The 18,507-nt window shown below is 73.1% G+C and carries 15 protein-coding genes; 6 read left to right on the top strand and 9 right to left on the bottom strand.

Annotated features, from left to right (window positions below; genetic code table 11):
- Window positions 1-175 precede the first annotated feature (175 nt).
- Both ACIQGZ_RS16800 and ACIQGZ_RS16795 read right to left on the bottom strand, forming a co-directional pair.
- Window positions 176-1,591 (bottom strand): APC family permease, encoded by a 1,416-nt coding sequence (locus ACIQGZ_RS16800; protein ID WP_402602511.1) that lies wholly within the window; start codon window positions 1,589-1,591, stop codon window positions 176-178.
- A 438-nt stretch (window positions 1,592-2,029) separates the two neighbouring features.
- The gene (locus ACIQGZ_RS16795) at window positions 2,030-4,411 is read right to left on the bottom strand and encodes a chitobiase/beta-hexosaminidase C-terminal domain-containing protein (RefSeq protein ID WP_402602509.1); all 2,382 of its coding nucleotides are present in this window, start codon (window positions 4,409-4,411) and stop codon (window positions 2,030-2,032) included.
- A gap of 346 nt (window positions 4,412-4,757) precedes the next feature.
- Here ACIQGZ_RS16795 and ACIQGZ_RS16790 point away from each other — a divergent pair, with 346 nt between their 5' ends.
- The 4 genes from ACIQGZ_RS16790 (at window position 4,758) to ACIQGZ_RS16775 (ending at window position 7,649) form a co-directional block, all read left to right on the top strand.
- A complete protein-coding gene (locus ACIQGZ_RS16790; protein ID WP_402602507.1) occupies window positions 4,758-4,913 on the top strand; it encodes a hypothetical protein in 156 nt (51 codons plus the stop codon).
- On the top strand, window positions 4,910-6,181 hold the full coding sequence (locus ACIQGZ_RS16785; protein ID WP_402602505.1) for an MFS transporter: 1,272 nt from the start codon (window positions 4,910-4,912) through the stop codon (window positions 6,179-6,181). The genes ACIQGZ_RS16790 and ACIQGZ_RS16785 overlap by 4 nt, the downstream gene beginning before the upstream one ends.
- Window positions 6,182-6,330: 149 nt before the next feature.
- Window positions 6,331-7,023 (top strand): FadR/GntR family transcriptional regulator, encoded by a 693-nt coding sequence (locus ACIQGZ_RS16780; RefSeq protein WP_402602503.1) that lies wholly within the window; start codon window positions 6,331-6,333, stop codon window positions 7,021-7,023.
- A 113-nt stretch (window positions 7,024-7,136) separates the two neighbouring features.
- Window positions 7,137-7,649, top strand: a complete 513-nt coding sequence (locus ACIQGZ_RS16775) for a DinB family protein (protein ID WP_402602501.1) — start codon at window positions 7,137-7,139, stop codon at window positions 7,647-7,649.
- 16 nt (window positions 7,650-7,665) lie between these two features.
- Here ACIQGZ_RS16775 and ACIQGZ_RS16770 read toward each other — a convergent pair whose 3' ends face one another.
- From ACIQGZ_RS16770 to ACIQGZ_RS16745, 6 genes are all read right to left on the bottom strand, one after another.
- Window positions 7,666-9,000, bottom strand: a complete 1,335-nt coding sequence (locus ACIQGZ_RS16770; RefSeq protein ID WP_402602499.1) for a sugar ABC transporter permease — start codon at window positions 8,998-9,000, stop codon at window positions 7,666-7,668.
- Complete coding sequence (locus ACIQGZ_RS16765; protein ID WP_402602498.1) at window positions 8,997-9,803, bottom strand: ATP-binding cassette domain-containing protein; 807 nt, start codon at window positions 9,801-9,803, stop codon at window positions 8,997-8,999. Before ACIQGZ_RS16765 ends, ACIQGZ_RS16770 begins: the two co-directional genes overlap by 4 nt.
- A gap of 32 nt (window positions 9,804-9,835) precedes the next feature.
- A complete protein-coding gene (locus tag ACIQGZ_RS16760; RefSeq protein ID WP_402602497.1) occupies window positions 9,836-10,927 on the bottom strand; it encodes a sugar ABC transporter substrate-binding protein in 1,092 nt (363 codons plus the stop codon).
- Window positions 10,928-11,196: 269 nt separating this feature from the next.
- The gene (locus ACIQGZ_RS16755) at window positions 11,197-12,651 is read right to left on the bottom strand and encodes a sodium:solute symporter (RefSeq protein ID WP_402602496.1); all 1,455 of its coding nucleotides are present in this window, start codon (window positions 12,649-12,651) and stop codon (window positions 11,197-11,199) included.
- Window positions 12,648-12,863, bottom strand: coding sequence for a hypothetical protein (locus ACIQGZ_RS16750; protein WP_402602494.1), 216 nt, complete (start codon window positions 12,861-12,863; stop codon window positions 12,648-12,650). The genes ACIQGZ_RS16755 and ACIQGZ_RS16750 overlap by 4 nt, the downstream gene beginning before the upstream one ends.
- A gap of 84 nt (window positions 12,864-12,947) precedes the next feature.
- Window positions 12,948-14,378 (bottom strand): amidase, encoded by a 1,431-nt coding sequence (locus ACIQGZ_RS16745; protein WP_402602820.1) that lies wholly within the window; start codon window positions 14,376-14,378, stop codon window positions 12,948-12,950.
- 246 nt (window positions 14,379-14,624) lie between these two features.
- Here ACIQGZ_RS16745 and ACIQGZ_RS16740 point away from each other — a divergent pair, with 246 nt between their 5' ends.
- Window positions 14,625-15,926, top strand: a complete 1,302-nt coding sequence (locus ACIQGZ_RS16740; RefSeq protein ID WP_402602493.1) for a CaiB/BaiF CoA transferase family protein — start codon at window positions 14,625-14,627, stop codon at window positions 15,924-15,926.
- Window positions 15,923-17,398, top strand: a complete 1,476-nt coding sequence (locus ACIQGZ_RS16735; RefSeq protein ID WP_402602491.1) for a carboxyl transferase domain-containing protein — start codon at window positions 15,923-15,925, stop codon at window positions 17,396-17,398. Before ACIQGZ_RS16740 ends, ACIQGZ_RS16735 begins: the two co-directional genes overlap by 4 nt.
- 34 nt (window positions 17,399-17,432) lie before the next feature.
- On the opposite strand, the gene ACIQGZ_RS16730 is transcribed toward ACIQGZ_RS16735, so the two are convergent.
- Complete coding sequence (locus ACIQGZ_RS16730) at window positions 17,433-18,449, bottom strand: Lrp/AsnC family transcriptional regulator (RefSeq protein ID WP_402602489.1); 1,017 nt, start codon at window positions 18,447-18,449, stop codon at window positions 17,433-17,435.
- Window positions 18,450-18,507: the final 58 nt, after the last annotated feature.

The following is an 18,507-nucleotide window of genomic DNA, read 5'->3' as shown; positions in this document are numbered from 1 at the left end:
CCCACCGCGCCCGAAACCCCCACCGCGCCCGAAACCCCCACCCCCCCCGGACCCCCCCCCCCCCCCCCAAACCCCCCCCCCCCCCGCCCCCCCCCCCCCCCCCCCCCCCCCCCCCCCCCCCCCCCCCCCCGGGGCCCGGCCGGCCGGGTCGGTCGTGCGACGGTACGGTACGGGGTCAGCCCCGCTCGTCCTCGGGCAGCGTGATCACCCAGTGGGTCTGCCCCCGGGGCCGCAGATAGAGCGCCCAGTAGAGCCCGGCCGCCACCACGATGCCGCCGGTGACCAGCAGGTCCCGGCCGGTCTGCCGGCAGAGCACATACGCCAGCACCACGATCAGCAACGCCGGCACGGTCGGCCACAGCGGCATCCGCCAGGCGGCGGTGCTCCGGTGCCGGCCGCGACGGGAGAACAGCGCGGCGACCGCCACCAGCAGGTACATGCCGGTGACCGCGACGCCGGTGATGCCGCTCAGCGCCTCCACCGGGACGTAGCAGAGCACCGCGCCGGGCACGCCGACCGCCAGGGTGGCGACCCACGGGGAGCCGAACCGGCCGATGGTGGAGAAGGCCCGGTTCACCGGCTCCGGCCAGGCGCGGTCGCGGGCGGAGGCGAACAGCACCCGGGAGTTCTGGATCACCATCACGATGCCCGCGTTGATGATCGCCAGCGCGATGCAGAGGCTGACGAAGGTGCCGACGGCCGAGTTGCTCCAGCCGCTGACCATCCCGGCGATGTCGCCCGCCGCCAGCGCCTTGAGGTCGGGGGCGCCGACCGTGATGGCGGCCACCGGGACCATGATCACCGCAGCGGAGATGGCAAGCGTCCACAGCACCGTGCGGGCGACGTTGCGGCGCGGGTTCTCCAGCTCCTCGGAGAGGTAGACGGCGGTGCTGAAGCCCTGGGTGACGAAGAGCGCGATGGCCAGTCCGGTGATGACGGTGGCCAGGGGCACCGCGCTGGGAGCGCCGTGCGCGCCCGCGGTGACGCCGTGGATCAGGCTGTCGGCGCCGCGCTGGGAGTGCGCGAAGCCCAGCACCGCCACCACGGCGGCGGCGATGACCTCCAGCACCAGGAAGACACCGGTGATCCAGGCGTTGGCCCGCAGGTCCAGCAGGCCCGCCAGGGTGGCCAGCAGCATGACCCCGGCTCCGGCCAGCGGGGTGCTGATGTGCACGATCGGCGCCAGGTAGTCGGCGGTGCCCAGTGCGATGATCGGCGGCACGATCAGGACCACGATCAGCGACAGGGTGAAGACGATCCAGCCGGCCAGCCGCCCGGTCAGCGTGCCGACCATCGCGTATTCGCCGCCCGCGCTGGGGATCAGGGTGCCCAGCTCCGAGTAGCAGAAGGCGACCGCGATGCAGAGCACCACGCCGATCCCGATGGTCAGCGCGGTGGCCGTGCCCAGACCGGCGAAGAGGTCGGGCACGATCACGAACAGGGACGAGGCGGGCGTCACGCAGGAGAGCGTGAGCAGGGTGCCGCCCACCACCCCGATGGAGCGGGTGAGCTTCTTGGCACCGCCTGCGGCCGGGTCCGGCCGCGCATCGGCTGCGGTGCCGGTGCGCGGCGGGCGCATCGTGTCGGTCATACGGATTCCGATCGGGTCGGTGGGTGCTGCGGGAGCGGGACGCCGGCGCGCGCCGGTGCCGCCGGTGGCCGTCCACTCCCGCGGCCATGAAACCTCCGAGGAATCCTTGGCGTCAACCAGTGATCGGCAACGAAATCCGAAGATCTAATCGCGATCGACGACGAAACTGATAGGCAGTCAGGGTCTTTGTGCCTTATGTGCCATTTTGCTCTTTTCCTTTGATTCAAAGGTGCAGCTGGGCATTATCAGGTCAGCTGAAAGAAATCATCGCGACCGGCAGGCAGAAGAAGAGGTCATCGAACGGGCCGCCTGCCCCCTCGGACCGCCGGCCCGACCGGCACGGAAACCGGCGTAGCCCCGGCCCGGACCGCCAGGCGCGGCGGCCGGTCCGGGGGTCCGGACCGGCCGCCGCCGTGGGGTGGGGCGGGTGGTCGGGGGCTACGGGTAGGAGACGACGTTGCTGGGGACGGTGGTGCCGGCGGTGATCGCGCCCGTGTCATTGATGACATGGGTGATGGTGCCGACGTTGCCGAGCGAGACCGTGAGCAGGTCGTGGAACTTCACGCCCGCCGTGTTCGGCACCTCGAAGGCGTGGTAGCTGTTCACCGCCGGGTTGACGTTGAAGTAGCAGTAGCTGCCCAGGCCCCACGCCTCGTGGGTGGTGACATTGGTGCCGACCTTGTACGCGGCGTAGCCGTTGACCCCGGTCGGGCTCATCCAGGCCGCCTGGTTGGGCACGTCGTACGGCATCTCGTTCTGGAAGAAGATCGTCTTGCCGTTCTGGCCGTTCCAGGTCACCTCGTACTTCTGGTAGTGCTCGACGAACAGGCCGGTCGCCTCGACGTTGTTGCCGTTGACGATCACGCCGTTGTCCGCCGTGTTGACCGTCCAGCCGACCGTGCCCGCGTTGCCGTGGTCGGCGCGCCAGGCCCAGATGTGGTCGATGATGGCGTTGCTGCTGTTGACGATGAGGCTGCTGGTCGCCTTGCCCGCGATCTGGCCGCCGATCCGGAAGAACACGTCCTGGATGGTGGTCGGGTCGGCCGCGTGGGCCGCGCTCGACCCGGCCGGGCCGACGGTCAGCAGGGCCGCCGAGTTGGTGGTGCCCGCGTCGAACAGCAGGCCCTTGAGCCGGACGCCGTCCACGTCGGCGACCTGCATCGCGTTGACCCCGTTGTCCGGGACGAACGTCGGGTAGCCGATGCCGAGGACGACCGTGTCGGCCCTGGTGACGTTGAGCGTCTGGTTGAGGTGGTACACCCCCGGGGTGACGAAGAGGTTGCAGCCGCCGGCCAGCGCCGCGTTGATGGTGGCGGCCGTGTCGCCGGCCTTCACCACGTAGAACCGGCTCATCGGCAGCGAGGTGCCCGGGGTGCTGCCGCCGGCCCAGCTCGGCCCGGAGGCGTTGGTGCGCAGCGCGGGCAGGAACACCCGGTACTTGCCGCTGCCGTCGATGTAGAGGTAGGGCACGTCGCGGGAGACCGGCGTGGTGGCCAGCGTGGTCTCCGGGGGGTTGGGGAAGGTGGTGGCCGGGGCGCCGACGGTGCCTGAGAAGACCATGTTCCACACGCCGCCGGCCCAGCTGCCCATGCTGCTGTCCCGGGTGTACCACTGCTGCTGCGAGACCGAGGCCACCTGGCCGGAGACCCTGGTGTCCGCGATGTAGCCGCCGCTGGCCCAGCCGTAGCTGGCCGGGTAGAGCTGGAGGCCGCCGTGGACGTCGATCCGGCGGAACGGGGCGGCCTGGGCGACGCCCCAGCGGTCGGAGCCGCTGGAGGGGTTGATGGACAGGTTCTCCGCCGAGCGCCAGAAGTTCTGGGTGGCGTTGCCCTGGTCCTCGGCGTTGAAGGCGTCCACGGTGACATCGCCGTTGATGGTGACGTCACCGGGGTTCTGGCCGAGCCCGGCCACCGAGGTGTAGAAGCCGACGTTGTCCTCGACATTGTAGACGCCCGGCTTGTACAGGTCGGCGACCCGGTTGTTGGAGAACTGGGCGGTCGAGGTGCTCTTCATCTGGGCGAACTGGGCGTCGAGCTGCGCCTGGATGGTGGCGCTGGACATACTCGGGTCGAAGATGTGCACATTGGGGCCGAAGTCCGGGGTGTCGGACTGGGTGGGGCAGCTGCCGGTGGCGCCGATGGTGTACGTGGCGGCGGCCACGGCCGAGTCGGTGAGGCCGGACTTGGTGGCGACGGCCCGGAGGGTGGCCGTGGCGGCGATGGTGACCGGCGCGGTGTACTGGGGCGAGGCGGCGGTGGGGGTGGAGCCGTCCAGGGTGTAGCGGATGGTCGCGCCGGCGGTGGTGTCCGCGATGGTGACGGACTGCGCGGTGGTGAAGGTGCCGCCGGCCGGGCTGAAGGTCGGGGTGGCGACCTGGCCGCCGGTGCCACCGCCGGTGCCGCCGCCGCTGCTGCCGCCGCCCTGGGTGTAGCTGAAGTGCGGGGTGTCGTACTGCGGGCCGCTCTTCTCGTAGGTGAACCAGTACTCCAGGACGGTGCCGGTGCCGAGCGAGCTGACGGTCTGGGTCCAGGTGCCGGCGTTGTTGGCCATCCGGAAGTTCTGCTGGTTCGCGCCGTTGACCAGGTAGTGGACGTCGACGTACGCCGCCGGCGTGGTCGGGGTGAACGAGATCTGCGCCTGGGAGGCGCTGAGCTGGGTGGCGCTCTGGGTGTAGTCGGTGGCGGCGAGCGCGGTCCCGGCGGTGCCGGTGAGGCCGAGCAGTCCGGCCAGGGCGAGGGCGAGCACGGCGAGGAGGGCGACGGCGGGTCGGCCCCGGCCGGGGTGGGGCCGGGTGCGGCGCGGAAGGGCGGTTCTGCGCATGGGGGTCCTCTCGGCTTGGCTTCGTGAAGTGAACGCCGGATCGGCGCGGGTGGGGGCGCCGATGAGGCCGCGTGCGGGGGTTCAGGCTGTCGTTGGCCGCTGAGCCTGGGAATCAGTCCTTGGGAGCGCTCTCAAGCGACTTCCGGGGAGCACCTCTCCCCGTGAGGCAGTGTCATGGCCATGCGAAGCGCCGTCAATAAGGCGCACAGCGATCATCTTGTGAACGCCCACCGCACCGCCGTCGGCCGCTGCGACCGGGGGCGGCGGACGGAATCGGGCTTGCCCCGGCCGAGGGTCGCTCGCTAGCGTAAGTCCTCAGAGGACCTGAGCACTTAGGAGCAGCACCATGCCCCAGACAGCAGAACCGGCCACCGGGCGGCCGGAGGCCGCCCCGCCGCCACCCACCATCGCCACCGCCATCGCCACCGCCACCACCATCGCCACCGCCACCGCCGCCCGCGCGGCCGGGCGCACCGGCGGACCGGACGGAGGAGCGGCGTGAAGAAGGGCCAGCTGGGCTTTCTCACCGGCACCCATGTGGTCAACGACCTGTACCAGGGGTCGGTCCCGGCGCTGCTGCCGTTCCTGATGTCCGAGCGCCACTACAGCTACTCGGCCATCTCCGGGATCGCGCTGGCCGCCACCGGGCTGTCCAGCGTGGTCCAGCCGGTGTTCGGGATGGTGGTCGACCGCAAGCCGCGCGGCTGGCTGGTCCCGGCCGGCTTCCTGGTGGCCGCGGGCGGGATCACCGGCGCGGGGCTGGCCGGCAGCTACCTGCTGACCTGGCTGTGCGTGGCGGTCGCGGGCATCGGCATCGCCGCGTACCACCCCCCGGCGACCAGCCAGGCCCGCGCCGCGGGCGGGCAGTCCCAGCAGGCGATGAGCCTGTTCTCGGTGGGCGGCACGATCGGCGCCTCCCTGGCCCCGGCGCTGGTCACCCTGGTCGTCGGCTCGCTGGGGCTGTCCGGCAGCTATCTGCTGGCCATACCCGCCGTGGCCATGGCGATCCTCTGGCTGCTGAAGGGCAGCTGGATGCGCTGGCGGGGCTACACCCCGGCTCCGCCGCTGGTCTCGGCGGCGCTCTCCGCCAGCCGGACGGGCTCCACCGCGCCCACGGACGACTGGGGCGCGTTCACCCGGCTGGTGGTGACCACGGTCGGCTGGTCGATCCCCTATGTCACCCTCATCTCGCTACTCTCGCTGCACGTCCAGCGCGATCTGCACGGCTCCACGACGGCCGGGGCCACCGCCCTGACCTCGTTCACGCTCGCCGGAGCGGTGGGGACGCTGCTGGGCGGCTGGGCCGGGGACCGGTACGGCAGGCTGGCCCCGGTGCGGGTCGGCTATCTGCTGGGCGTGCCCGCCCTGGCGGGGGTCGCGCTGGCGCCGTCCTTCGCGCTGGCGGAGATCGGCGCCGTGCTCAGCGGGCTCGCGCTGTTCCTGCCGTTCGCACCGCAGGTGACCCTGGCGCAGGACTACCTGCCCAACCGGCCGGGCACCGCCAGCGGACTGACGCTGGGGCTGGCCATGTCGGTCGGCGGGCTGACCTCCCCGCTGTTCGGCCGGCTGGCCGACGCGCACGGGCTGCGGACCACGCTCTGCGTCGCGCTCGGCGTCTTCCTGGTCGCCGTGGTCTGCGGCCTGCGGCTGCGCAACCGCGTACTGCCCGGCGCCGACGGCCCGGCCGACCCGGCTCCGGCGGACGGCCCCGGGTCGGACCGGGACGCGCACCCGCCCCTGCTGCCGGCCGGCGGGAGCGGCGAGGCGTAGCCCGGCCGTGCCGCCCGCCGGCCGGGGCCGCCGCCCCGGTGCCCCCGGCCGGCCGGCGGCGTGCACCATGATGGTGGCCGGTCGACCGGGGTCGGGCGGCCGGGTCCAGCGGACGAGAGACGACGGAGCGCGACGTGACAGTGCGAGCGGTGCAGCGAACCTCCCTGGTCGAGCAGGCGGTGGCCGAGCTGCGCCGGTTGATCGGCGAGGGCGAGTGGCCGGTGGGCACCAAGCTCCCCGGCGAGGTCGAGCTGAGCCAGCTGCTCGGGGTCGGCCGCTCGACCTCCCGGGAGGCCGTCCGGGCGCTGATCGCGGACGGGCAGCTCCACGCGCACCACGGCTCCGGTACGTTCGTCGCCTCCGCCACCCCGGTCTCCGCCTTCGACCGGCGGCTGCGCCGGGCGGCGGTGGCCGATGTGTACGAGGTCCGGGTGGCCCTGGAGATCGAGGCGGGCCGGCTCGCGGCCGTCCGCCGTACCGACGAGGACGTCGCGGCGGTCCAGCGGGCCTGGGAGGCACGGGAGGGCGCGACGACGCCGGACGCCTTCGTCGAAGCCGATCTGGCGCTGCACCGGGCCGTGGTCACCGCCGCGCACAACCCCGTGCTGGACGAGGTGTTCGCCACCTTCCTGAACGCGCTGCGCGGCGCAGCCACCGAGATCGTCGGCGACGACGCCCTGCAGAGCCGGGAGCACCAGGCGGCGGTCGACGCCGCGCACCGCGACCTGGTCGCGGCCGTCCGCGACCGCGACCCGGAGGCGGCGCAGGACGCCACCCGGCGCAATGTCGAACTCACCCTCGCGCTGCTGCGCGGCCGGGGCGCCGACCACTCCGCTCCCTGAACCGGGCGGCGGGCGGCCGGCTCCGATCCGGCGGCGGCCGCCCGCCTGCGCGGCTGCGGTCCGTACGGGATGCTGGGTCCGAGGGGCGTACGCCGACGGAAGGGACCTTCGCCATGACTGCCAGCGCGGACCTGCTGGTCGACGCCTTCGACCGGGTCCAGGAGACCGTCCAGGAGGTGCTCGCCGGGCTCACCCCCGAGGAGCTCACCGCCCGCCCCGACAGCGGCGCCAACACCATCGCCTGGCTGACCTGGCACCTGACCCGGGTCCAGGACGACCACCTCGCCGACGCGGCCGGCACCGAGCAGGTCTGGACCGCGCAGGGCTGGGCCGACCGGTTCGGGCTGCGGCTGCCGCCCGACGACACCGGGTACGGGCACTCCCCCAAGCAGGTGGCCGCCGTCCGGGGCGTCACCGCCGAGCTGCTGACCGGCTACCACGACGCGGTGCACGACCAGACGGTCGGCTACGTCGGCGCGCTGCGCGACACCGACCTGGGCCGGGTGGTGGACGACTCCTGGTCGCCGCCGGTCACCCTGGCCGTCCGCCTGGTCAGCGTGGTCTCCGACGACCTCCAGCACGCCGGCCAGGCGGCCTACCTGCGGGGCCTGCTGAGCCGCCGCTAGCCGACGTGCCGCAGGTTCAGCGTCCGGAGGCCGCCGAGCGGCGGCGGGAGAGGGCGTCGACGCCGGCCGCGACGACCAGGACCAGCCCGGTGACCACGAACTTGACGCCGGAGCTGTAGCCCAGCAGGCCCATGCCGTTGTCGATGACCGCGACGACCGCGCCGCCGATGACCGCGTCGACGATCCGGCCACGGCCGCCGAAGAGGCTGGTGCCGCCGATCACCGCGGCGCCGACCGCGTAGAGCAGGGTGTTGCTGCCGCCGGCGTTGGGGTCCACCGAGTTGGCCCGGGAGGCGGCGAAGATGCCCGCGATCGCCGCCATGGTCGAGCCGATGACGAAGACGGAGGTCCGGATGCGGGCGACCTTGATGCCGGCGCGGCGGGCGGCTTCGGCGTTGCCGCCGACCGCGTAGATGTGCAGCCCGTACTGGGTGTACCCGAGCACAAAGGTGCCCAGGGCCAGCAGCACCACCAGCACCGGTACGACGATCGGCACGCCCTTGAGGCTCACCACCAGGACGTTGCGGCTGCGCTCCTCGTTGAGCACGGCGACCGCGCCGACGGCGATGGCGACGACCCCCGCCACCTTGACGGCCGAGACGGCCAGCGGCTCGGCGGCCAGGCCCTTGCGGAGCCGGGAGCGGGCGGTGAGTGCCTTGGTCGCGGCGTAGCCCCCGGTGACCAGGGCGAAGAGCACCCAGCCGAGGGCGGGGCTGAGGTTCCGGTTCTGGATGGCGACGATCGTGGCGTTGGTGACGGGGATGTTGCCGCCCTGACCGATGATGATCAGTACGACGCCCTGGAAGGCCAGGAAGCCGCCCAGGGTGACCACGAACGACGGGATGCCGATCCGGGCCACCAGGGTGCCGAGGACCAGGCCGATGAGGGCGCCCGCGCCGATCGCCGCCGCGAGGGCGGCCACGAGCGGCCAGCCGTGTTCGGTCAGCGTGACGGCGAGGACGGCTCCGGCCACGCCGCTGGTGAACCCGGCGGAGAGGTCGATCTCGCCCAGGAGCAGCACGAAGACCAGGCCCATGGCGATGGTGGTGATCACCGCGCCCTGGGTGAAGAGGTTGGCGAAGTTGCCGGCGGTCAGGAAGGCCGGCCGCAGGGCGCCGAAGACGGCGCACAGGACGGCCAGGCCCAGGACGGCGGGCAGTGAGCCCATGTCACCGCCGCGCACCCGTCCCGCGTAGGCGGTCAGATGGGCCGTCAGCTGGTCGACCGCCGAGGGCCGCTCCCCGGCCGGCTTCCCGGCGGGGGCGACGGTGATCGCGCTGTCGCCGCTGCTCACGTCGCCGCCGCTGCTCACGTTGTCGCCGCTGCTCATGTTGTCGGGGGTCACGGTCATGATGCGGGCACTCCGTCGGCTGTTCCGTTGACGATCTCGCCGGTCTCCGCAGGCGCCAGGCCCAGCGCTCCGGAGCGGCCGGTGGTGATCAGCTCCACGATCTGGGTGTGGCCCAGGTCGGCCCGTTTGACCTCGGCGGCCATCCGGCCGAGGTAGAGGACGGAGACCCGGTCCGCGACGGAGAGCACGTCGTTCATGTTGTGCGAGATGAGGACGACGGCGAGCCCGGCGTCCGCAAGTCGCCGCACCAGGTCGAGGACCTGCTTGGTCTGGGCGACGCCCAGGGCCGCGGTGGGCTCGTCCAGGATGACGACCTTGCTGTTCCAGAGCACCGCGCGGGCGATGGCCACGGTCTGGCGCTGGCCGCCGGAGAGGCTGGAGACCCGCTGGCTGATGGAGCTGACGGTCCGTACGGAGAGATCGGCGAGCGTCTTGAGGGCCTTCTCCTCCATCGCGGCCCGGTCGAGCAGCAGGCCGGAGCGCTCCTCGCGGCCCAGGAACATGTTCTGGACGATGTCCAGGTTGTCGCAGAGCGCGAGGTCCTGGTAGACGATCTCGATGCCGAGCCCGGCGGCGTCACGCGGCTCATGGACGCGTACCGGCCGGCCGTCGAAGCGGAACTCACCCGAGTCGATGGGGTGGATGCCCCCGATGCACTTGGTGAGGGTGGACTTGCCCGCTCCGTTGTCGCCGACGAGGGCCATGACCTCCCCCGGATAGGCGTTGAAGTCGACGCCTTTGAGCACATGGGCGGGGCCGAAGCTCTTGTTCACCTGCCTGAGTGACAGGATGGGGTCGGTCATGGTCTTCCTCGTCGTCGTGTGCGGGCGCGGACCTAGCTGATGCCGGCCTTGGCGCACTTGTCGGCGTACTCGCCGGTGCACAGCTCGTTCTTGGTGACGAACCCGTCGTCCACCACGGTCTTGACGTTCTCCTTGGTGATCGCCTCGGGCTCCAGCAGCACCGAGGGGACGTCGCGGTTGCCCTCGGGGTCGTGGACGGTGCCCGTGGTCTTGCCCTCCTGGCCGCCCGCGAGCGAGACGGCGAGGGCGGCGGCCGCGTCGGCCTCCTTCTTGACGGCCTTGTAGACGGTCATGCACTGGTCGCCGCTGAGGATGTTCTGCAGCCCCTGGACGGTGGCGTCCTGTCCGGTGACCGGCACCTTGCCGTTGACGCCGTTCTTGCGCAGCACCGAGATGACGGCGTTGCCGAGGCCGTCGTTGGCCGCCAGCACCCCGTCGATCTTCCCGCTCTGCTGGGTGTACATCTGCTCGAAGATGGTGCCGGCCTGCTGGTTGTCCCAGTCCGGGACGGACTGGTCGGCGACCTTGGTGTAGCCGCTCACCTTGGAGAGGACGCCGTCGTACCCCTCCTTGAACAGCGTGGCGTTGTTGTCGGTCGGCGAACCGTTGAGGTAGGCGATGCGGGCGCTGTCCTTGCCATCGGCGGTGAGGCACTTCTGCAGGCCCTCGCCCTGGAGGCGGCCGACCGCGACATTGTCGAAGCTCACGTAGTACTTGGCGCTGCCGCCGAGGGTGAGCCGGTCGTAGTCGATGGTGGCCACGCCCTGCTGCTTGGCCTTGTCCAGGACGGCCTTGCCGGTGCCGCTGTCCAGGTTGACGATCATCAGCACGGTGACACCGCTGGTCAGCATCTGATCCGCGATGGTCTGGAACTGCGCCTTGTCACCCTGCGCGTTCTGGATGTCGTACGGCAGCCCCGCCGCCTTGAAGGCGTCCTCCAGGTACCTGCGGTCCGCCGTCTCCCAGCGGGCCGAGGACTTGGTGTCCGGCAGGATGACCCCGATCTTCCCCTTCGCCGCGGCCCCGCCGCCGGTCGACCCGGACTTGCCGTCGGAGCCGCAGGCGGTCAGGCCCAGCACCAGGGGCAGCGCCGCAGCCAGCAACACGCTCGATCGTCTGATCATGGAACACGCCTCTCCACAAGAGGATCCACTGACGGTATGCCAGTGGTGCGGCTGATACCGGTGTGCACACCCAGCTATTTGTCAGCGCGCCGAACTTATTGGGACCGCCCGCAACTGTCCATGCCGACCCGGGTAACGATTGCGACACAGTGGAAACCGCTCCACCGGCGACCCGGCGGGACCCGCCGCACGGCACGCCGCCCCGTGCCGGAGGGCTCCGGCACGGGGCGGCGTGGGCGGGTGGTGAGCGGGTGAGCGGGCGGGCTGGCTCAGCCGGCGGCCGCCCGGACGGTGTCGGGCGCGGGCGCGGCGGCGGGGGGCTGCGCGCGGCGGCGGCTCGCGATGGCCTGCGCGCCAAAGGTGACCAGCAGGTTGGGCACCAGCGCCAGCAGCCCGGCGTCCCAGCTGCCGACGTTCACCCCGCCGAAGGTGAGCCAGGTGAGCACCGCGACACCGGTCACGATGCCCAGCAGGGCCGGGACGGCCTGCAACCGGTTGCGTACGGCCAGCGCCATCACCGTCGCCGGGGCGAGCTGCGACAGCCCGCCATAGGTGAGCAGCAGCAGGTTGGCCAGCAGGTCCGGGCGGGTCAGGCCGAGGACCAGGGCGAGCCCGGCGGCGGTGATCACACAGACGTGGTTGGTGCGCAGCCGGGCCCGCTCGGTGCGTACCGGCAGCAGGTTGTGCGAGACCAGGGTGGAGATGCCCATCACGATCGCGGCGGACGGCACCATGGCGGCCGCTGCGGCGGCCACCGCGACGACGCCGACCAGCCAGCCGGGCAGGGCGTGTCCGGCCATGGTGAGCAGCACCGAGTTGCCCGCGGTGGAGGGGTCCAGGGCGAGTACGCCGGCCAGGCCGATGATGATGGGGATGCCCAGCGCCACCTGGTACAGCGGCAGCCAGACGTAGTTGCTGCGCAGTGCCCGGCCGCTGCGGGCGGAGAGCACCGGCGGCCACAGGTGCGGCATGGTGTTGAGGCCCGATCCGATGCCGCTGATCAGCAGGGCGGTGGTGTACCAGGTGCGGTCGTAGCCGCCGCCGTGCAGGTGCAGCAGCGCGGGGTGGTCGTGCTGGAGGGTGCTGAAGAGGTGGCCGAAGCCGCCGCTCATCGAGGTGGGGATGGCGATCAGCAGGATGACCAGGGCGATCACCATCAGGGCGTCCTTGAGGTAGGCCGCGCGGGCGATGCCCCGGATGCCGGACCACAGGACGAAGACGACGGTGAGCAGGGTGGCCAGCACCATGCTGAGGTTGCCGCCGGCCTTGCTGCCGGTGGCCAGTTCGACGATCAGGCCGAGGCCGGTGATCTGGAGCTGGAGGTAGGGCAGCAGGAAGACGGCGCCGACCAGGGCGACGACCTTGCCGAGCAGCGGGCTGCCGAAGCGGTCGGCGAAGAAGTCGGCCTGGGTGATGTAGCCCTTCTCCCGGCCGAGCCGCCAGGTGCGCGGGCCGATGAAGTACATGCCGATCAGCGAGATGGCCAGATAGCCGAGGGCGTAGGTGGCGGCGACACCGCCGCCGAAGGCGATGCCGGCCAGGCCCAGGAAGCTGAAGGTGGTGAAGGACTCGCCCGCCTGGAGGAACCAGGTGGAGAGGGTGGAGAAGTGCCGTTTGCCGACCGTCCACTCGTCCAGGGCGCGCTCGGGGCTGCGGCGGCCGGCGATGCCGACGACCGCGATCAGGACCATGCCCAGCACGGTGATGACCATGGTGCTGCTCATCTGGCGGCCTCCTCGGCGGCGTCGTGCGGGTGGTCGGCGGTGTGCTCGACCACGGCGAGGGCGACCGTGGTGCCGACGGTCCACAGCAGGCTCCAGACCAGGACCGAGGGCAGGCCGAGCCAGAGGTGGGGGCCGTTGACGAACGGCAGGAAGGGCGTGGCGATGAAGCCGAGCACGGGCACGGCGGCACATGCCAGGTGGCGTTTTCTCATCGGTACTCCGGGGAGGAGGTCCGGCGCGGCCGGGGTGGGGTGGGGCGTGCGGTGCCGGGGGCGGCGGGGTGGGACGGTGGTGGGTCAGGCGGTGGTGGGGGCCGGGCGGCGGCGGCCGTGGCCGGTGGCGGCCTCGTAGGCGGCGCCGATCCGCAGGGCCGCGAGTTCGGTGCGGGGCGGGGTGATGACCTGAAGGCCGATCGGCAGGCCGGCGGGGGTGAAGCCGGCCGGGACGGACAGCGCGGGTGCGCCGAGTACCGAGAGGAAGTACGCCGAGCGCATCCAGTCCAGATACGTGTGCTGCGGCTGCCCGGCGATCTCCTGGGGGTACTCCAGCGTGAGGTCGAAGGGGGCGACCTGGCTGACCGGGGCGAGCAGCACGTCGTAGCGGGAGAAGAAGTCCACCGCGCCCAGGTGCAGCCGGCTGTGCAGCGCGTGGGCGCGGGCGACGTCGGCGCCGCTGAGCCGGCGGCCCTCCTCGATGTTCCAGACCAGGCTGGGCTTGAGGGAGGCGCGGGCGGTGTCCAGGGTCTCACCGAGGCCGAGCGCGAAGTCGTGGGCGCGCAGGGTGCGGAAGACCTCTTCGGCGCCGTCCAGGTCCGGGCAGTCCCGCTCGACCCGGCAGCCGAGGTCCTCGAACACCTTGAGCTGCGGTTCCAGTACGGCGAGCACCTCCGGGTCCACCGGGACCCGGCCGCCGAGGTCGGGGGCCCAGGCGACCCGCAGGCCGCCGAGGTCGGCGTCGAGCGGCGCGGCGAACGTCTCGCCGGGGTCGGCCAGGCTGAGCGGGCAGCGGGGGTCGGGGCCCGCCATCACCGAGAGCAGCAGGGCGGTGTCCGCGACGGTGCGGGCCATCGGGCCGGGTACGGCGAGGGTCTCCCAGAGGTTGGCCGCCGGGAGGGAGGGGACCCGGCCGGGGGTGGGGCGCAGGCCGACGACATTGCAGAACGAGGCGGGGTTGCGCAGCGAGCCGCCCATGTCGCTGCCGTCCGCGAGGGGTTGCAGTCCGGCGGCGAGGGCTGCGGCGGCGCCGCCGCTGCTGCCGCCGGCGGAGCGGGTGGGGTCGTAGGGGTTGCGGGTGGCGCCGAACACCGGGTTGAAGGTGTGTGAACCGGCGGCGAACTCCGGCACATTGGTCTTGCCGATCCGGATCGCTCCGGCGGCCTGGATGCGCTCCACCAGCAGTTCGTCGGTGTCGGGCACCTGGTCGGCGTAGAGCGGCGAGCCGTGGGTGGTGCGCATGCCCCGGGTCAGGTGGGTGTCCTTGAAGGCGATGGGCAGGCCGTGCAGCGGGCCGGCGGCGGCGCCGCGCGCCAGCTGCCGGTCCGCCTGGGCGGCGGCGGCCATGGCGCCCTCGGGGTCCAGGGTGACGATGGCGTTGACCGCCGGGTTGCGGCGCTCGATGCGGTCCAGGTGCGCCTGGACGACCTCGCGGGCGGAGAGGTCCCGTCGCCTGATCCGGGCCGCCAGGTCGGTGGCGTCCAGCAGGCAGATCTCGTCGGTGTCGTCGGTCATGAAGTCCTCTGCGATGTGGTGGTGCCCCATGCTGGGCCCGGTGACGGATGTAGTCAAGACCTGACTCCCATCTGACGTTTCTGGTCCGCTTGATCCTCGGCCTGCCATGCCCCGATGCCACCCAGGCCACCCTCTGGCGAAGGAAGATACACCTCGATGACTTGCTCTAGACGAATATGGCCACGCATGCTTGCATGGTGACCGTTTCAGTCACACTGCCGTGTCGCAATGGATCTGTGGAGTGTCATGAACGACCGCACCCCGCACCTCGACGGGCCGCTCGCCGGCCACCTGGTGCTCGACCTCTCCCGTGCCCTGGCCGGCCCGCACGCGGGCATGATGCTCGGTGACCTGGGCGCCAGGGTGATCAAGATCGAGGCGCCGGGGCGGGGCGACGACACCCGGGGCTGGGGACCGCCGTTCGTCGGCCCCGAGGACGCCCCCGAGTCCACGTACTTCCTGGCCTGCAACCGCAACAAGGAGTCGGTCACCGCGGACCTCAAGTCCGAGGAGGGCCGCGAGCTGGTCACCCGGCTGGTCCGCCGCGCCGATGTGCTGATCGAGAACTTCCGGCCGGGCGTCCTGGACCGGCTGGGCTTCCCGGTGGAGCGGCTGCACGCCCTCAACCCGGCGCTGGTCGTGCTGTCCATCAGCGGCTTCGGCCACGACGGCCCCGAGGGCGGCCGCGCCGGATACGACCAGATCGCCCAGGGCGAGGCCGGGCTGATGAGCCTCACCGGGGAGCCCGGCTCCCCCGCCAAGGTCGGCACGCCGATAGCCGACCTGCTGGCCGGCATCTTCGGCGTCTCCGGCGTGCTGGCGGCCCTGCTGGAGCGCCGGACCACCGGGCGCGGCCGGGTCGTCAGGACCTCGCTGCTCTCCTCGATGATCGGCGTGCACAGCTTCCAGGGCACCCGCTGGACCGTGGCCGGCCAGGTCCCGCGCGCCACCGGCAACCAGCACCCCTCCATCGCCCCGTACGGGCTGTTCCACTGCGCCGACGGCGACCTCCAGCTGGCCGCGGGCAGCGAGTCGCTGTGGCGGGCCGTCGCGGACGTGGCCGGGCTCGACCCCGACGACCCCCGCTACGCCACCAACGCCGACCGCGTCCGGCGCCGTACCGAGCTGGCCGCCGAGCTGGAGGCCGTCTTCGCCCGGGACACCGCCGAGACCTGGCTGCGCCGGCTCGACGCGGCGGGCGTGCCCGCCGGCCGGGTCCGCGGCATCGACGAGGTCTACGCCTGGGAGCAGACCCGGCAGCAGGGCCTGGTGGTGGACGTGGAGCACCCCACGCTCGGCACCGTCAGCCTGCCCGGCCTGCCCTGGTCCTTCGACGGCGGCGGCCGCACCCGGCACGACGCCCCGCCCACCCTCGGCCAGCACAATGCCTCGGTCCGCGCCTGGCTGGACGCCACCGACGCCGACACCACCGACACCACCGGCACCACCGACAGCGCCGACAGCGCCGACAGCGCGGAGGCCGCAGCCGACCACGCCGACGACGGCGCCGAGACCCGGCCCGGTCTGCTGACCGGAGCCCGGCCGTGACGCCGCGCCCCGCCGCCCTGCGCCTGGCCGACGCCGTCCTGGACCCCGGCAGCCACCGCAGCTGGGACGCCCCGGCCCCGGAGGTCCCCGGCCCGTACGGCGGGACGCTGCGCCGGGCCCGGGAGCGCAGCGGCGCCGATGAGTCGGTGCTCACCGGCGAGGGCCGGATCGCGGGCCGCCGGGTCGCGCTGCTGCTGGGCGAGTTCGGCTTCCTGGCCGGCTCGATCGGCGCCACCGCCGCCGAGCGGATCGTGCACGCCGTCCGCCGGGCCACCGCCGAGCGGCTGCCGCTGCTCGCCGCGCCCGTCTCCGGCGGCACCCGGATGCAGGAGGGCACCCCGGCGTTCGTCCGGATGGCCGACATCGCCGCCGCGCTGGCCGCGCACCGGGCCGCCCGGCTGCCGTACCTGGTCCATCTGCGCCACCCCACCACCGGTGGCGTCCTCGCCTCCTGGGGTTCGCTGGGGCAGCTGACCAGCGCCGAACCGGGCGCCCTGGTCGGCTTCCTCGGCCCCCGGGTGTACGAGGCGCTGCACGGCGAGCCCTTCCCCGCCGGGGTGCAGCAGGCCGAGCACCTGGAGCGGTGCGGCATCGTGGACGCCGTGCTGCCCACCGGGCGGCTACGCGGCGCGCTCATCACCACCCTGGACATCCTGGACGGCTCGCCCCGGCCGCGCAGCCACCCCGGCCCCCACCCTCACCCTGGCCCCCACCCGCACCCTGGCCGGCGGCCGGAACCGGCACCGGCCGGGGACGTCTGGCGCTCCGTCGGGCTGACCCGCACCCCGGGCCGCCCCGGTCTGGCGGAGCTGCTGGCCGCCGCCGACGCCGTGGTGCCGCTCGGCGGCACCGGAGCCGGGGAGCGGGAGGACGCGGTACGGCTGGCGCTGGCCCGGATCGGCGGCGCGCCCTGCGTCGTGGTCGGCCAGGACCGCCGGGCCGCCCGGCCGGTCGGCCCGGCGGGGCTGCGTACCGCGCGGCGCGGGATGCGGCTCGCCGAGGAGTTCCGGTTGCCGCTGCTGACCGTGGTCGACACGCCCGGCGCGCGGCTCTCCCCCGACGCCGAGGAGGGCGCCCTCGCCGGGGAGATCGCCCGCTGCCTGGCCGACCTGTCCCGGCTCACGGTGCCCAGGCTGAGCCTGCTGCTCGGCCAGGGCTGCGGCGGCGCGGCGCTGGCCCTGCTGCCCGCCGACCGCACGCTGGCGGCGGAGCACGCCTGGCTCTCCCCGCTACCGCCCGAGGGCGCCTCCGCGCTCATGCACCGCACCACCGGGCGCGCCGCCGAGCTGGCCCGCGAGCAGCACATCGGCGCCGCCGACCTGCTACGGGACGGCACCGTGCACCGCGTCCTGGCCGAACCCGTCCCGGCCGACCGGGACCCGGCGGGCTTCACCGGCCGGGTCGCGGCGGCCGTCGGCCAGGAGCTGGCCGCGCTGCACCACCGCTTCCGGGCCGCGCACGCCGCCGCCTGAGCCGGGCCCGCCGGACCGCTCGGCGTACGACGGCTCAGGCCCCGACTGCCGTACGCCCACCCCGCTGCTCCGCCGCCAGCACCGAGCGCAGCAGCGGGGTCGGCGTACCGCTGCGCTTCAGCGACTCGACCACCAGGTGCGACTGCACCGCCTCCACCCGGCTCACCCAGGGCTCGGTGGTGAGGAACTCGTACAGCGCCTGCTTGGACGGCTGGGTGACGTCGACCAGCAGCTGGTACTCCCCCATCACCACCGCCGCGTAGCGGACCAGCGGCGACCGGGTGAGCAGCCGCCCGACCTCGTCCACCTCGTCGGGCCGGGTGCGGATCCACAGCAGCGCCTCCACGGGCAGCCCGAGCAGGGCCGGCTCCACCGCCGCCCGGATGCTGAGCATCCCGCAGCGGGAGAGGGCCTCCACCCGGCGGCGGGCGGTCGCCTCGGAGACCCCGGCGATCGCGGCCAGCTCCTCGTGGGTGCGCCGACCGTCCTCGGAGAGCGCCTGGAGGATGCGCCACTCCTCCGGCCCCAGTTCGACGTCCGGGACGTCCACCGTGGAGTCGGACGAGGGGAAGCGGGCCAGTGCCGCCTGCTGGGCCGGCTCCAGGATGGCGGGGTGCCAGTCGTGCACGGTGCGGTAGTAGCGCAGCACCGGGGAGGCGTGCTGGGAGACCAGGCCGGGCAGCGACGGCACCTCCTCCAGCATGAACCTGGCCAGCTGGTCGGGCGGGCACTGCACCTCGACGACGCAGTCCGCCGGGCCGGCGAGCACATAGCTGAAGACGGTGTCGGGCCACCGCGCCGCCGCCACGGCCGCGTCCCGCACCGTGCCGGGCCGGCAGTTCAGCCGCAGCAGCACGGTGTCCCCCCGGGCGACCAGGCCGACCACGCTCACCATGCCGCCCTCCAGCAGGCGCACCGCGCGGCGGGCCACCGTACGCTCCGGCTCGCCCAGCACCGAGGCGATCTTCCGCCAGGAGGCCCGGCCGTCGATCTGCAGTGCGGCGATGATGCGGCGGTCCAGTGCGTCGGCACCCGGCTCTGCTGAGGTCACGGCACCACAGTAACGATCCGGCAGCGGGGAGCGGCAGCGGGTGCCGGGCAGGTTGCGG

It is taken from the genome of Streptomyces sp. NPDC092296, from assembly GCF_044755465.1.
Lineage (GTDB): Bacteria > Actinomycetota > Actinomycetes > Streptomycetales > Streptomycetaceae > Peterkaempfera.
The sequence above is the reverse complement of the archived record's forward strand: the minus strand, read 5'-3'. Positions and strand labels throughout refer to the sequence as shown.